Here is a 16,180-nt window from a genome sequence, read left to right on the forward strand (position 1 = left end):
ATCAGCTCCGTTTCAGTTTCGGGTCAAGCGCATCACGCAGGCCATCACCCATCAGGTTGATGGCAAGAACGGTGACAAGAATCGCCAGACCGGGGAAGGTGACTACCCACCAGGCGCGCAGTATGAATTCGCGCGCTTCGGCCAGCATGGTGCCCCATTCCGGAGTGGGCGGCTGCGCGCCCATGCCCAGAAAGCCCAAGGCAGCTGCATCCAGGATCGCCGTCGAAAAGGACAGCGCCGCCTGTACGATGATGGGTGCCAGACAATTGGGCAGCACGGTGATGAACATCAGCCGTGACCTGCCAGCACCGGCCACACGCGCCGACGTGACATAATCCTTCTGACGTTCCGCCAGAACCGACGCGCGGGTCAGGCGCACGTAGTGGGGTTGGAAAACGATGGCGATGGCAATCATCGCGTTGGTCAGCGACGGGCCAAGGATGGCCACCAGCACCAGCGCCAACAGCAACGACGGGAAGGCCAGAACGATATCCATCACCCGCATGATCAGCGTATCGACCCATTTGGGGGCAAAGCCCGACAGCAGGCCAATCATCACGCCACCCGATACGGCCACACAGACGACGACGATTCCGACAAAGAAGGAATAGCGCGAGCCCATGATCAGGCGCGACAGCATGTCCCGACCCAGCGGATCGGTACCCAACGGGAAAGCCCAGCTTCCGCCCTCCTGCCATGCGGGCGGTTGCAGGATATGATCGCGGAACTGTTCGGTTGGGTCATAGGGGGCCAGAAGGGGCGCAAAGGCTGCACAAAACACAAAGGCTGCAAAAACCCAAAGCCCGATGACAGCGCCACGGTTTTCACTGAAGTAGTACCAGAACTCGCGCAGGGCGCTGGGGCGGTCTTCCGTTCTGGGCGGGGTTGAGGATAGTTCGGCCATCACCGCCTCCGAATTTTGGGGTTGATGATGCCATAAAGGACATCGACCAGCAGGTTCACCAGCATCACGATCACCGCGATCATCAGCAATCCGCCCTGAACAACCGGGTAGTCACGGCGAAAGATGCTGTCGACCATCCACTTTCCTATGCCCGGCCAACTGAAGATGGTTTCGGTCAGGATGGCTCCTGCCAGCAATGTGCCCACCGACAGGCCGATCACCGTAACAACCGGAATCAAAGCGTTTCGCAGCGCGTGCAATCCATTGATCCGCGTTGGTGACAAACCCTTGGCGCGCGCGGTGCGGATGTAATCTTCGCCCAGAACTTCCAGCATCGCCGACCGGGTCTGGCGTGCGATGACCGCCAGCGGAATCGTTCCCAGCACAATCGTCGGCAGGATCAGATGGCGCACGGCTGATCCGAATGCTCCTTCCTGACCCGACAGCAGGCTGTCGATCAGCATGAAGCCCGTGACGCTGGGAAAGTAATACAACAGGTCGATCCGGCCCGAGACCGGCGTCCAGCCCAGATTGCCCGAGAATATGATGATCAACAGCAGCGCCCACCAGAAGATGGGCATCGAGTACCCGACCAGCGCCGAGGACATCAGCGCCCGGTCAAAGAACTTCCCTCGGTTCACCGCCGCGATCACACCCGCGGGCAGACCCAGCGCAACGGCAAAGATCATGGCGCACAGGGACAACTCCAGCGTTGCGGGGAACAGCGAAAAGAACTCATCCCATACGGGTTTCCTAGTGACAAAGCTTTCGCCCAGATCACCTTGAAGCACGCCGGTGAGGTAATCCCAATACTGCTGCAACACCGGCTTGTCGAAACCCAGCTTTTCGACCATTTCCTGATAACGTTCTTCCGTCATGCCGCGTTCACCGGCCATCACGATGATCGGATCGCCGGGCAGCACCCGGATGAACATGAACGAAATCAGCGTCACGCCCAGAAATGTCGGAACAAACAGGCCAAGACGGGTGAGGAAATAGCCAAGCATCAGCGACCTATGATTGTAAGTTCTTTGGGAAAGCGGGTCAGTGACCGACAGCCATCCCCGGTGACAAGAACATCATCTTCTATGCGAACGCCGAACTTGTCCAATGCATACAGACCGGGTTCGTTGGTCCAGACCATGCCCGGCAGGATTTTCTGGCTGTTGCCGCGCATGATATACGGCGCCTCATGCACATCCCGGCCCAGACCGTGACCTGTCTTGGTCCGGATACGATCGGCAAAGGGCGAGGCCTCAAGCACGCCTGTGACGGCGTCGTCGATGTCATGCGCTGTCACGCCGGGGCGGCAGGCTTCGAACCCGGCTTTGTTGGCGCGCAAAACCGTGTCGTAGACATCCCGGCCTTCGTCCGGGACATCCTGAACGAAAAAAGTTCGCGTGATGTCGGCCGCAAAACCATGTTTTCGAGCGCCAAAGTCGAACAGCAAGGCATCGCCTACTTTGATCCGGTAGTCGGCGCGCGCCTTGCCGTGCGGTCGTGCCGAGTTGTCCCCCGCAGCCACGATGGGGGAAAAGGCCAGCGACTCGGCGCCTTCCGCAAAAAGCGACTGTATCAGCGCCTGCTCGATCTGTTTTTCGCTCCGACCTGTGCGAACACCTGCGATCACACGCTCCAACGCGCGTTCCGAAATATCGATGGCCGCTTGCAGCGCGGCGATGTCTTCTTCGGTTTTGATGATGCGAAGGCCTGAGATTTCGCGTTCGCCGTCCACAATCTGCAGATCCGGAATTGCGCGGGTAAACGCGTCTGACACGAAAAACCGCATCACCTGACCTTCGACGGCCAACGATCTGATAGGACTATGCGCTGCCAGCGCGGAAAAGGCGCTGTCATAGCCGGTCTGATCGCGCCAGTCGAACACGGCACCCTCAAATCCGACCAGATCCCATGAAGCGAGTTCCAGATTGGGCACGATCGCCGCCGGATCACCCTGGGCCGGAATCACCACGACAAAAGGGCGCTCGTGGCTCATGAAGGATTTGCCCAATGCGCGGGTGAAATTCGGACCCGGCACCAGGGCCACTGCGTCCACTGACATATCCATTGCCAATTGGCGGTATTCGGACAAATCCGGCATTCTGCCCGACCTCCTCAATAAGAAAGCCGGAGCCACCACTCTGGTGGCTCCGGTTTGTGAGTGGTGGTTTATTCGACGCTCACACCATAGAAGATGTGACCGCCCAGAGGGTGCACCTTATAGCCTTGCACCTTGTTGCTCATGGGCATGTAAACAACCGAATGCGCGATGGTTGCCCACGGAGCCTGCTCCTTGAACACAACCTGCGCTTCTTCATACAGTTTGGTCCGCTCGGCCTGATCCGTGCTTTGCTTGGCCTTCAGGATCAGGTCTTCGAATGGCTGATGGCACCATTGCGCCCGGTTGGATGCTTCGACACCGTCACAGCCCAGCAATACCGCCAGGAAGTTGTCCGGGTCGCCATTGTCCCCGGTCCAGCCCAGCAGAACAGCACCGTCCCGGTTCAGTTCTTTCGAGCGAGACAGGTATTCACCCCATTCGTATGAGACGATTTCGACGCCCACACCGATCTTGGCGAAATCCGCCTGGATCAATTCGGCCATGCGACGGGCATTGGGGTTGTAGGGGCGCTGGACGGGCATGGCCCAGATTTTCATCGACAGGTCCGAAACACCTTCGGCCTCAAGCATCGCCTTGGCCGCTTCGGGATCATAGGGATCGTCCACAATGGCGTCGTTGTAGCCCCACATGGTAGGCGGGATCGGGTTCTTGGCCACCTGGCCCGAGCCCTGGAAGACCACGTCGATGATCGCCTGCTTGTCGATCGCCATGTTCAGCGCTTTGCGCACCTTCGGATTGTCGAATGGCGCCATGGTGGTGTTGTAGGCCAGATAACCAACGTTCAAGCCCTCTTGTTCCAGCATATTGATGTCCGGATCATCCTTCATTGCCTGAATGTCGGCAGGGTTCGGATAGGGCATCACATGACATTCGCCTGCTTTCAGCTTTTGATAGCGCACAGACGCATCCGGCGTGATGGCAAAGATCAGGTTTTCGACCTGCGCCGGGTCTTTCCAGTACGCATCATTGGCCGCGTATCGGATCACCGCGTCTTTTTGATAAGCCACGAACGAGAAAGGTCCGGTGCCGATGGGTGCCGTATTCAGTTTTTCCGGCGTACCGGCTTCCATCATTGCCGCAGCGTATTCCGCCGACACGATCGAGGCAAAGTCCATCGCCATATTGGCGACAAATGGCGCTTCGGGCTTGGACAGAGTAAATTTCACTGTGTAGTCGTCGATCTTTTCGATGGACTCGACCAGATCAGGCATCCCCATACCCTGAAAATATTCCCAGGTTCCGCCTGACACTTGATGATAAGGGTGGTTTTCGTCTTTCTGACGCATGAAGGTAAAAATCACGTCATCCGCGTTGAAGTCGCGGGTCGGAGTGAACGCGTCGTTCGAGTGGAACTTGACGCCCTGGCGCAGCTTGAAAGTGTATTCCAGACCATCATCGCTGGCCTCGACACTTTCGGCCAGGCCGGGGACCACATTGGTCGTGCCCGTTTCAAATTCAAGCAACCGATTGTAGATCGGATGAGAAGACGCATCAAAGGTCGTCCCTGCGGTGTACAGCGCAGGATCGAACCCTTCAGGCGATCCTTCGGAACAATATACAAGTGTATTTGCCTGCGCCACGGCACCCGTCAGGGCGATCGCAGTGGTTGCGGCCAGAAGTTTGAGGTTCATGATTTTCTCCCAGAAAAGGACTTATAAAGACAATCGCATGGCTCTTTGTCGCCAGAGCATTCAGTGACAGCACAGGTCGTCGCGATCTCTATGTCTAATGTATCCAAAATACAAAATCTAATGTCAACAGTGTCTTTCTGCGGATATCTTTGAAGACTCTTTCTGTCATTGCACCCTGATTTCCGGAATTCATTCTCATCTTCGCTGCGAAAACGATACGACGGCCAGAATCCCCCTTCCGCGCACTCAGACCTTGCTGTTCACGGGTGCGGATTGCATGCTCGCATGGCCTGCACGCTCACGTCTTGTCCGTATGCGTAACCGCACGCCAATCCCCCGAGGGAGGGTTGGTCAAAAGTTTCGTTGCGCGCAACTTCATGGCGACGGACACAGGGTCCCCGCCCCGTATTTTGTCCGCGACCTCAAACGCAGCTATCGCCTGCTCGAACCGGCCGGAACGGTAATGCGCAAGGCCTTGTTCATAGGTCTCGATCCAATCAAGGGAACCTTCAAAACCGTCGGCCATCGCAATCAGCTCATAGACCACCAGTTCCTCGGTCCGGCCAAAGACCGCGAGCGTGTCCAGCTCTCGGACGACAATTGCGTCGCCTGCTTCGCGCCGGGTCTCGGGGCCGATCAGAATACGCGTGCCATACTCCTTGTTGGCCCCTTCCAATCGGCTGGCCACATTCACGACGTCACCGATCGCCGTGTAGTTCAACCGCTGCTCTGACCCAATGTTGCCAACCAGAGCTTCACCGCTGTTCAACCCGATCCTGACACGCAGGGAATTTCCGGCCTCGTCTTTGATGCCCGCATCTTCCACGGTCGCGACAAGATCCAGTGCCGCGCGGCAGGCATTTTCGGCATGTAGCGCATCCTTGCGAGGTGCCCCCCAGATCGCCATGACCGCGTCACCCATGAACTTGTCGATCGTCCCGTCATAGCGCGCGACGGCTGCTGCGGCCGCAGAGAAAAAAGGCTCCATCAACTGGATGATTTTGGGGCCGAGTTTTTCCGACAACCCGGTGAATCCGGTCACATCGCAAAACAATACGGATATCTGCTTCATGTCGCCACCGGGCTGCGTTTTGATTCCCTCGGCGACCAGCATCTTCACAAGATCGGTCGGCACGTATTTTCGGAACGCGGACAATCCTGCTGCCATGCTGGCAGTTGCCGCAGACAGATTGGCAAGCTCGGACAGTTTTGAAGGCCGGCGTGGAATGCGTTCGACGTCAAAGCGTTCGATCTTGCTCAGATCCTCGGCAATGCGCGCCAAAGGATTGGCCACAATTCGACGGATCAACCAGATCGCCAAAGCGGTTGAGACGATCACGACCCCGATCAGGATATAGATCAGGTCTATCAAGGCTGCATCGATGCCAGACAAAAAGGCCGCCTCAGGAATGACCGTAGCGACGCGCCACCCGTAAAAACCCAAAGGTGTCAGGGCCACCGCATAAGGGACGCCATCGATCACCACGCGCTTCGTCGAACTGCCCGCAGTATTGCCATCCGGGTCGCCCAACAGTTTTTCCCCCGAGATCTTGGCAACCTCGTACAGCTCACCCTCGCCCATGCGCGCCGGTGTAACTTCGTCCGCTTTTGCATCGGGAACAGCAATTACTTTGCCATCGGCATCCAGAATAAAGGCGGCTCCGAATTCGCCGGGCTCGAGCGTCGCCAGAAAGCGTGACAAACGGTCGGTTTCGATTGCGACCGCAAGGACACCCTGCCGTGCCCGGTTGACATCGATCGGCCCCGCAAATGCGTATACGGTTTTATCACTGCCCGGAAGATCGCGTGCTTCGATCCATCCCATCGTGTCCAGGGACATGAAATTGTTGAACCAGGCATGATCACGAGGATCATAGGAGGTCGGAACAAAGGTCCTTTCTTCGAACTGAATATCCCCGGGAATAAAAATGTATCGATCGGTCCGCAAGTTCCGGTCGCGGATATCCTTGTCGATCTCTATCATCTCAAGCCCGCTGTCGCCCAACCGATGCGACGCGAAAAAGTTGCCATCCGGCCAGCCGAAGAAAATCCAGGAAATATTCGGCTGCGCCTGCAACTGAGACAGAAAGACGAACTCTCGTTTATCGGCCTGCCGTGTTGCGATGACATTCTGTACAAAGATCGTGCGTACCGCCGACCATGCGGCTTCGGCGGATCTGAGGGTTGCCCCGACTTCGATGCGGACCGCGTTTGCAATCTGGCTGTTGATCTCAGCGGCAAGCATGCGGCTGTTGTCACGCGCGGTCGTCCACCACAGCGAATGAACAACGAAGGTCGACACGCCGATGGATACGGCGACCAGCATAGATACAGCAATGCCGACACTGAACCGCATGAAAACCCCGAAAAGAATGTCCTGTACCACAGTATTCGGTTGAGATCGCAAGAAGAGCAAAGCTTAGTTTGCTCCTACCCCGAAAAATCACGCAACTGTTAAGCACATGTGTATGCCGCGACCGAAATCCACGGCACCTGGTCACTTGCCGATGCCCAGAGGACAGACCTTGCGCGTGGCGGAAATCAACTGCCCTTGGGTCCGGATTTGCGACGTTTTGGAACTGCGTTGCCACCCTTGGCGGATTTGACGGCCGCCGCGCGTGCTCGATTCTTCTTGCTGTTTGGCTTGCCCTTTGGCGGCGGCGGACCTTTCGGCGCGTCTCCGGCTGGTTTGGAGCGACCTCTCCTTTGCTCGACACTGCCGGGCTTGCGCTTTTTCGGTTTTGCGCCCGAAGCGCTGAACTGGCTTTTTGCGTCGTCATCCGACGCTCGGCGGGTTTCGGTCGCGGGCACGGTCTGGGCAGGCTGAACCTCGGGCTTGGATTGGCGGCGGTGGGCTTTCCGCTCAGCCGGAGAGTTTTCCTTTTTGTGTCCCGTAGGTCTGCCTTTGAACTTTCTTTTGAGACCGGACCGACCGGTTGACGACAGGTCCGGTGCTTTGTCCAACCGCACAAGGTCTTTGGTTTCTTCGATTTTCATCTCTGGACCAATGGCGGTCAGAAAGCGGTCGACACTGGCTTCACTGATTTCGAAATAAGTTACGTCCTCGGCAATCCGGATGGCACCGATGTCGTCTTTTGTCAGACCACCCGCCTTACAGATCATCGGCAGCATATGACGGGGGGACGCATTCTGATTGTGCCCTTCGGACAATGAAAACCAGACGCCTGGCCCAAAAGATGCGCGTGGCTTTGGGGCGTTCTGATCGACCGCCGACAGCTCTTCCGGGGCGGAATGGCGCAGTTTGTATTGCCTCAGGTAAGCGGCTGCAATTTGTTCGGGCGTGAAGCGAGCAATCAGTTTTTCAACAGACGGGCGTTCGCTTTCCGTGACCTCGACCTGCCAGTCCTCTGATGCCAGCATCCGAGCCTGATCACGCTCGTTCACCTCATCGGCAGACGGGGCCGATCCCCATTCCGCTGTCAGCTTGGCAAATTTCAGAATGCGCTCTGCCTTTTTGCGCGATGATGGCGCGACGATCAGGGCACTGACGCCCTTGCGCCCAGCGCGACCCGTGCGGCCAGACCGGTGCAGCAGTGTTTCATGGCTGTTGGGCAGTTCGGCATGGACCACCAGATCAAGGTTGGGCAGATCGATGCCGCGGGCCGCAACATCGGTTGCGACACAGACCCGGGCCCGTCCATCGCGCATGGCCTGCAACGCGTTGGATCGTTCGCTCTGGGTCAGCTCACCTGACAGGGCCACGACAGAAAACCCCCGGTTCGACAGGCGCGCGGTCAGGCGCGAAACCATTGCTCGGGTGTTGCAGAAAACGATGGCATTGGGGGCCTCGTAATATCGCAGCACATTGATTATCGCGTTTTCACCATCACGCGGCGCCACCGTCATGGCCCGATACTCGATATCCGCATGCTGGGTCTGTTCGCCGACCGTGCTCACACGTTCCGCGTCGCGCTGGTACCGCTTGGCCAGATTGGCAATTGCGCGTGGCACAGTGGCAGAAAACAACAAGGTCTGACGATCCGCGGGTGTTTCATCAAGGATGAACTCAAGATCCTCGCGGAACCCCAGATCCAGCATTTCATCCGCTTCGTCCAGGACAACTGCTCGGATAGCTGTCAGATCGATTGACCCTCGATTGATATGGTCGCGAAGTCGTCCCGGAGTGGCCACAACGATATGGGCGCCTCGGGCCAACGCGCGACGTTCATCCCGAATGTCCATGCCCCCGACGCACGAGGCCAGAAACGCTCCCGCTCCGGAATACAACCAGCCGAGTTCCCGTTTCACCTGAAGTGCCAGCTCGCGGGTCGGTGCGACAACCAGCGCCAACGGTGCTTCGGGTTTGCCGAGCGTTTCTTCATCGCCCAGCACCCTGTGCGCTATCGCCAGACCAAACCCAATGGTCTTCCCTGATCCGGTCTGGGCCGACACCAGCATGTCGCGCCCTTCCAGCTCGGGTAGGGTGACGGCTCGCTGAACTTGGGTCAATGTATCATAGCCCTTGCGCGCTAGCGAATCTGCAATGGTTTGTTTCACGGTGGTGGTTCTTTGTATCGGCCAGGTGATAGGCGCTGTGCGGAATTGCGATCAGCGGATCATCCAAGTGTAAAGACAGCCCCATACCGGCTGCCACCCCGGTTGTATAGACGGGAAAACGGGCATTTTCGCCGAAAAGCTTCCCATAAGGGAACACCCTGACAGGTCGGACCCTGACGCAACCGTCAGGGCCGGGCCGCGTCAAACCTGGGTCAACGCGGGTACAGAATTCAACATCTTGCCGGCAGATGCCTGCCGTTGGGCGTCGGAGACACGCACCGGGCACGCATAATCGCGCCGATCATTTCGATGACATGACCGTCGTCGATGCGACATGGGTCAAACAAGAGCCCGAGCGGGATCGTTCCTGATCTTGTTGACCCAATCTCAAGCCCCTGTTGCCCGATGAAGTACTCTGCCACGGGTCAAACCATTCACTTTTTCGATGATGGCATCGGCATCAATGCAGTGGTGGCGATAGAGATCACCGATCGTTCCTGTCTGGCCAAAATGTTCGACCCCCATCGGAATGGTCTGATGACCGCGCACAGCGCCCAGCCACGACAATGTTGCAGGATGCCCGTCAATCACGGTGACCAGATTGCAGTGCGCTGGCAGACCAGACATCAGGGTTTCGATGTGGGATAGTGCGGCGGGGTTGCCGCGCGACCGCGCGCGTTGTGCAGCCGTCCAACCGGCATTCAGCCGATCCGCGGACGTCACGGCCAGAACGCCGACATCGCGCCGGCCCTCGCCGATGATACCGGCGGCCTTGATTGCCTCAGGCGCGACAGCACCTTGATAGGCGATTACAACTTCGCAATTGGGCCCCGGTTTTCGCAACCAATAGGCCCCGTCAATGGCACCCTGCCGAAACTCGTCATCCACGCGTTTGCCGGGCTGCTCAATCGGGTTGGTCGTCAGACGCAAATAGACGGAACCGCCGGTTTCATCGCGCAGCCATGTGCGCTCGTCCGGTTGTCCTTCACCGTCGCGTTGCAGATAGTCGAAGGCCCATTCCATGATCACCGCCAGTTCATCAGCAAAGGCGGGTTCAAATGCAGCCAGCCCGTCCTGGCTCATCCCGATCAGCGGTGTGCCGACGGATTGATGCGCTCCGCCTTCAGGTGCCAGTGTCACGCCCGACGGCGTACCAACGAGAATAAAGCGTGCATCCTGATAGCAGGCATAGTTCAGCGCATCGAGGCCGCGACTGACAAAGGGGTCATAGACGGTGCCGATCGGGATCAAACGTTTGCCAAACAGGGAATGCGACAGACCCGCCGCTCCCAGAAGCAGCATCAGGTTCATTTCGGCGATCCCAAGCTCGATATGCTGCCCTTCCGGCGTGAATTCCCATTTCGCCGTCGAAGGGATCCGATGTTCTATGAAGGCATCGGCTTGCGTGGATCGGGCAAACAGCTTGCGCCTGTTCACCCAAGGCCCCAGGTTAGTCGTGCCGGTGACATCCGGAGAGGTTGTCACGATGCGTTCGGTCAACGGGCCATCACCTTTTGACAGATCGTCAAGGATCTTGCCAAACGCCATCTGGGTCGAGATTTCACGGCTGGTGTCGACCTCGATCCTTGGCATGTCCAGCTTGTCATCGAAATAGCGGCGCGGACCCTTGGCAAAGAACGGTGCCCTGGCCAGAAAATCCTTGAATGCGGCGGGGTCCTGTACTGTCGCAAGCGGCTCCCATTCCTCGCCGTCTGGCACGCCCATATGCGACTGCCACGCGGCGAACTGGCTGTTGTTCATCAGCCCGCCCTGATTGTCCTTGTGACCTGCGATGGGGGTGCCCCACCCTTTGACGGTGTAGGCCAGGAAACAGGTCGGGCGATCATGATCAATGGCGGCAAATGTCCGGGCCATGGTCTCGACGCAATTGCCGCCAAGGTTTTCCATCAGCGCCGCCAGCTCTGCATCCGTCCGCCGTTCAATCAGAGCGGTCACATCCCCCTGATCCCCCAGATCGTCCATCAGGCGCTGCCGCCAGACTGCGCCCCCCATGAAGGTCAAAGCCGAATAATCCTGGTTGGGGCACGCATCGATCCAGTCGCGCAGGCGATCGCCACCCGGTTCTTCAAAGGCCGCGCGTTGCAGAACCCCATATTTCACGCGCACGACATCCCAACCGAACGCATCGAAGATCTTTTCAATCCGTTCGAACAGACCTTCGCGGACGATACCATCCAGGGATTGCCGGTTGTAATCAACGATCCACCACGTATTGCGCAGGTCATTCTTCCAGCCTTCCTGCAAAGCCTCGTAAACATTGCCTTCGTCCAGTTCTGCGTCGCCTACAAGGGCCACCATCCGCCCCATCGGAGCATCCGAGCCCCAGCTTTTGGCCTTGATGTAATCCTGAATGATCGAAGCAAACGAGGTGATCGCGACACCCAAACCCACAGACCCGGTGGAAAAATCAACGTCGTCGATATCCTTGGTCCGGCTGGGATAGCTTTGCACACCGCCAAAACCACGGAAGTTTTCCATCTTCTCGCGCGTTTGATTGCCCATAAGATACTGCATCGCATGGAAAACCGGCGAGGCATGGGGTTTGACAGCCACCCGGTCTTCAGGGCGCAGGGCCGAAAAATAGAGCGCGGTCATGATCGACACCATCGAAGCAGACGACGCCTGATGGCCACCAACCTTGATCCCATCCACCTTTGGCCGGATGTGGTTGGCATAGTGGATCATCCAATGTGACAACCATAGCAGACGTTGTTCAACGATCTTCAACTGGGTGGGATCAATGTGCATGGCGGTCTCCGGGTTCAGGCGGCGTTGCGGGCAGGATAAGGCAAAGCTTGCTCCAGGTCTGCGAGGATATCTTCGACATCCTCAAGCCCGACGGACAAACGGATCAAACCATCGCTGATCCCATGCTCGGCCCGTTCTTCCGGGGTATAGGTCGAATGCGTCATGGATGCAGGGTGCTGGATCAGCGTTTCGGCATCGCCCAAAGACACCGCGCGCTGGATCATGTTCAGACGATTCATGAATTCGATCCCACCGGACAGGCCGGACTTGATCTCGAACGCGATCATGGCGCCGGGTTGGGACATTTGCCGCTGCGCGACATCATGCTGGGCAAAGCTTCTCAGCCCAGGAAAGTAAACCTCGCCGACGGCGGGATGGGCCTCGAGGAAATCAGCGACGACCCCGGCGGACGCGCAATGACGATCCAGACGCAGGTTCAGTGTTTTCAGGCCACGCAGGATCAGCATCGCGTTGAAAGGGGCCATGACCGCACCGGTCATATCCTTCATTCCGACCAGGCGGATTTCGGCGATCTGTTCGGCGGTGCCGACAACCAGACCAGCGACCACATCGCCATGCCCGCCGAGATACTTGGTGGCAGAATGCAGAACGATATCCGCCCCGTGCTCGATCGGGCGGGTCAGATAGGGGCTGGCATAGGTGTTGTCGACGACAACCGTTGCACCGACCGAATGCGCGATCTCGGCGCTGGCGGAGATGTCCACCAAGCGCATGTTCGGATTGGCCGGCGTTTCGAAATAGACAACGCGGGTTTTGTCGGAAACGGCGGCTTTCAGGTTCTCTGGGTCTGTCATGTCGACATGGGTGATTGTGACCCCCCATTTTGCCAGTCCGTGGCGCATGAAGGCGAAGGTGCAGCCATAGAGCGTTTTGTCCACGATGACTTCGTCCCCCGGCGACAGCAGGGTCCAAAGCACTGCCGTGATCGCCCCCATGCCGCTGGAAAGGGCCAGTCCGGCCTCGGCCCCTTCAAGCACGGCAATGCGTTGTTCCAGAAGGTCACATGTGGGGTTCGAAATACGGCTGTAGATATGACCTGCGCGTTCACCGGCAAACATCTCTCCACCGGCCTCAGCGGTTTCAAAGGCAAACGTGGACGTCAAATGCAGCGGTGGGGTAAGGGCGCCGTCATTTTCCAAAGGGTTGTAAGCGTGGTGAATGGCGCGGGTGGCAAATCCGGTTGAACGAGTCATTGCAAGCTCCTGTTTCAAGCTGGCGACAGTTTGCACCTTTACTTTGGGCTTTTGCTTGCAAATAATACCAAGACCGCGATCCATATTGGCAGATTCTGCCAAGTTTAAGGTTGAAATGGACGAAAAAGACAGACAAATCATTCGGGCGTTGCAAAAGGACGGGCGCATGACGAACCAGGACCTTGCCGACGAGGTGAACCTGTCTCCGTCGCCCTGTCTGCGCCGGGTCAAGAACCTCGAAGCGCGCGGGATCATAAAGGGTTACAGCGCAGATGTGGACGCCACCGCATACGGCATAGGCATTACCGTTTTTGTGCGGATCCGATTGGAGCGGCACAATGAAACGGACGTTCAGAATTTCGAAAAACGCGTTCGGATGATCGACGAAGTTCTTGAATGCCACGTGCTAACCGGGGCGATGGACTACCAATTGCGGGTGTTGGTATCGGATCTCGAGGCATATGAAGAATTCATTCGAAACAGAATTCATCCGATCGGTGGGATTGCTTCGATCGACACCAGCTTTGTTTATGGAACGGTAAAGAAGACCGCCGTTTTTCCACCCTGATGGAACGCCCGGCCAATCTGCAAACTCAGGTTGAGGTGCATGTTCAACGGGCGCGGGGATCAGGAGTCACAGCCGACAAATGACGATGGCAACGCGGGCGAGAGGACCTTTGAGCCTCGGTCGCACAGGGTTGCGACGCGCCGCCAGCCCTTGATCCTGTCGAACAAGATCTTGACGCGATTGCGCCGCTTGGCGTGCTTTGCAGGCAACCAGCACTGTTTGCGACCCTGGTTTCTGGCACGTATCCCGAAGATCAGACATGTTCACCGCTCGTTTTTTTCGAACCGTGAACACGCTGACCTGCCAAGTTCAATGGGGTCCGGGCCTAGTAGGCGACCATCGTCAAAAGCTCATATTCCGCAACCATTTCATCATCCTGCTGGGTCAGGGTGACATGCCAGCGGACTTCGCCGTATTCCTCGTTCCGTTTAGTCTTGGCCTTGACCGTCAACCGCACCTTGATGGTATCACCCGCCTCGACGGGCTTCATGAATCGCAACCCGTCAAGACCCGTGTTTGCCAGAACCGGGCCTTCGTTCGGTTCAACAAACAATCCGGCTGCAAATGACAAAAGCAGATACCCATGGGCCACACGGCCCGGGAAGAACGGGTTCCGTTCCGCCGCTGCCTGATCCATATGCGCATAGAACGTATCGCCGGTGAAATTGGCAAAGTGTTCGATGTCTTCCATCGTGATTGTACGGGGCGCCGTGTGGAGGGTCTCGCCAATCGCCAGCTCGTGGAACCGGCGCGTGAACGGATGGGCTGGCCCTTCGACCTCGTTCGCGCCGGGAACCCATTTGTTCCCGATCGCGGTCAGCAGATCGGGCGATCCCTGAATGGCTGTCCTCTGCATGTAATGCTTCACGCCACGCACACCGCCCATCTCCTCGCCGCCACCAGCGCGTCCGGGGCCGCCGTGAACCATATGCGGCAGAGGAGAGCCGTGGCCGGTGGATTCCTTCATCGAGTCGCGATTGTTGAAATACAGCCGCCCGTGATAGGCCCCGGCCCCCAGGGCAACGTGCCGCGCCACATCCGCGTCACGGGTTATGACCGACGCCACCAGCGACCCCTGCCCGCGATTTGCCAGTTCGATCGCATGGTCAAGATCGCGATACCCCATCACCGTGCTGACCGGGCCAAAAGCCTCGGTGTCATGGACGCGTCGGGCCGCATCCGGATTGGCACAGTGGTACAACATCGGCGGCAAGAACGCGCCTTTCTCGGCATCTGCTCCATCAACCTCAAAATCGTCAGGGTTGCCGAAAACGCGCTCGGCTTCCTGCCCGATGATTGCCGCCTTTTCCAGAACATCACGTTTCTGACCGTTCGAGACCAGCGCGCCCATGCGTGTGGTTTCCAGCCGTGGGTCGCCGATAACCGTTTTTGCCAACCGCGCGGACAGGGCTTCGATCACCGCCTGCACCTGAGGCTCTGGGGCAATGATCCGGCGGATCGCCGTACATTTCTGCCCGGCCTTCGTGGTCATCTCGCGCTGGACTTCTTTGACGAAAAGATCGAATTCCGGCGTTCCAGGCTCGGCATCAGGGCCTAGGATGGAGCAGTTCAGACTGTCCTGCTCGGCTACGAAACGAACAGAATTCTCCAGAATCACCGGGTTGGAACGCAGTTTCGACGCCGTTTCCGCGGATCCGGTGAAACTGACCACGTCCTGCATGGTCAGACGGTCCAGCATATCGCCCAGACCACCCGAAACCAGCTGCAACGCGCCCGCAGGCAAAATGCCGGAGTCCAGCATCAGCCGGACGCATAGTTCGGTGACGTAGCACGAGTTCGTCGCCGGCTTTACGATGGCCGGAACGCCTGCCAGAAGCGTTGGAGCCAGCTTTTCCAACATCCCCCACACAGGAAAGTTGAACGCGTTGATGTGAACCGCCACCCCATGCAACGGGGTGCAGATATGCTGCCCCAGAAAAGTGCCATTGCGCGACAACTGCTCGACCTCACCGTCCAGATAGACATGTCCGTCCGGCATCTCGCGGCGACCTTTCGAAGCGAAGACGAACATCGTGCCGATACCACCGTCTATGTCGATCAAGTGGTCGGACTGGGTCGCACCTGTGCTGAAAGACAGGTCATACATTGCCTGTTTGTGCTGACCCAAATGAACGGACAACGCCTTGAGCATCTTGGCCCGCTCGTGGAACGTCATCTGCCGCAGCGCCGGCCCGCCCACATTGCGCGCATAGTCCAGCATCCCCTGCACATCCAACGCGCTATTGCCGGCCGTGGCGATCACCTCGCCGGTGACCGCGCTTGTAATATTGCGGGCACCCGCACCGGGCGAAACCCATTCACCGGCCGCGAAGCTGGAAATCTGTTGGATTGTCATGAGCGTCTCCTCATTTGTTGTGTGAACTTCGCGCGGCCATATGCCCGTCTCACGAAATCATAATATAAACCGATCGGTCGGTCAATAAATTGGCGAAT

The 16,180-nt window shown here is 57.9% G+C and carries 10 protein-coding genes; 1 reads left to right on the top strand and 9 read right to left on the bottom strand.

Annotated elements, in window-relative coordinates; genetic code table 11:
- Window position 1: 1 nt before the first annotated feature.
- From FIU92_RS20515 to FIU92_RS20550, 8 genes are all read right to left on the bottom strand, one after another.
- Window positions 2-904, bottom strand: coding sequence for an ABC transporter permease subunit (locus tag FIU92_RS20515; protein WP_152460560.1), 903 nt, complete (start codon window positions 902-904; stop codon window positions 2-4).
- Window positions 904-1,911 carry an ABC transporter permease subunit gene (locus FIU92_RS20520; protein ID WP_152460561.1) on the bottom strand — a complete coding sequence of 336 codons (1,008 nt, stop codon included), beginning with the start codon at window positions 1,909-1,911 and terminating at the stop codon, window positions 904-906. The genes FIU92_RS20515 and FIU92_RS20520 overlap by 1 nt, the downstream gene beginning before the upstream one ends.
- Window positions 1,911-3,005: a Xaa-Pro peptidase family protein gene (locus FIU92_RS20525; protein ID WP_152460562.1), complete on the bottom strand. Its 1,095-nt coding sequence runs from the start codon at window positions 3,003-3,005 to the stop codon at window positions 1,911-1,913. Before FIU92_RS20525 ends, FIU92_RS20520 begins: the two co-directional genes overlap by 1 nt.
- Window positions 3,006-3,073: 68 nt before the next feature.
- Window positions 3,074-4,657 (bottom strand): ABC transporter substrate-binding protein, encoded by a 1,584-nt coding sequence (locus FIU92_RS20530; RefSeq protein WP_152460563.1) that lies wholly within the window; start codon window positions 4,655-4,657, stop codon window positions 3,074-3,076.
- A gap of 298 nt (window positions 4,658-4,955) precedes the next feature.
- A complete protein-coding gene (locus tag FIU92_RS20535; protein WP_254705400.1) occupies window positions 4,956-7,013 on the bottom strand; it encodes an adenylate/guanylate cyclase domain-containing protein in 2,058 nt (685 codons plus the stop codon).
- Window positions 7,014-7,198: 185 nt separating this feature from the next.
- The gene (locus FIU92_RS20540; protein WP_152460564.1) at window positions 7,199-9,175 is read right to left on the bottom strand and encodes a DEAD/DEAH box helicase; all 1,977 of its coding nucleotides are present in this window, start codon (window positions 9,173-9,175) and stop codon (window positions 7,199-7,201) included.
- Between the two features lie 387 nt (window positions 9,176-9,562).
- Window positions 9,563-11,944 carry a 1-deoxy-D-xylulose-5-phosphate synthase N-terminal domain-containing protein gene (locus tag FIU92_RS20545; protein ID WP_152460565.1) on the bottom strand — a complete coding sequence of 794 codons (2,382 nt, stop codon included), beginning with the start codon at window positions 11,942-11,944 and terminating at the stop codon, window positions 9,563-9,565.
- A 14-nt stretch (window positions 11,945-11,958) separates the two neighbouring features.
- On the bottom strand, window positions 11,959-13,158 hold the full coding sequence (locus tag FIU92_RS20550; protein WP_152460566.1) for a methionine gamma-lyase: 1,200 nt from the start codon (window positions 13,156-13,158) through the stop codon (window positions 11,959-11,961).
- Window positions 13,159-13,273: 115 nt separating this feature from the next.
- Between FIU92_RS20550 and FIU92_RS20555 the strand changes: the two genes are divergently transcribed.
- Window positions 13,274-13,726 carry an Lrp/AsnC family transcriptional regulator gene (locus FIU92_RS20555; RefSeq protein WP_152460567.1) on the top strand — a complete coding sequence of 151 codons (453 nt, stop codon included), beginning with the start codon at window positions 13,274-13,276 and terminating at the stop codon, window positions 13,724-13,726.
- Between the two features lie 325 nt (window positions 13,727-14,051).
- On the opposite strand, the gene paaZ is transcribed toward FIU92_RS20555, so the two are convergent.
- On the bottom strand, window positions 14,052-16,082 hold the full coding sequence (gene paaZ, locus FIU92_RS20560) for a phenylacetic acid degradation bifunctional protein PaaZ (RefSeq protein ID WP_152460568.1): 2,031 nt from the start codon (window positions 16,080-16,082) through the stop codon (window positions 14,052-14,054).
- Between the last annotated feature and the right edge of the window lie 98 nt (window positions 16,083-16,180).

Source organism: Ruegeria sp. THAF33, assembly GCF_009363615.1.
Taxonomy (GTDB): domain Bacteria; phylum Pseudomonadota; class Alphaproteobacteria; order Rhodobacterales; family Rhodobacteraceae; genus Ruegeria.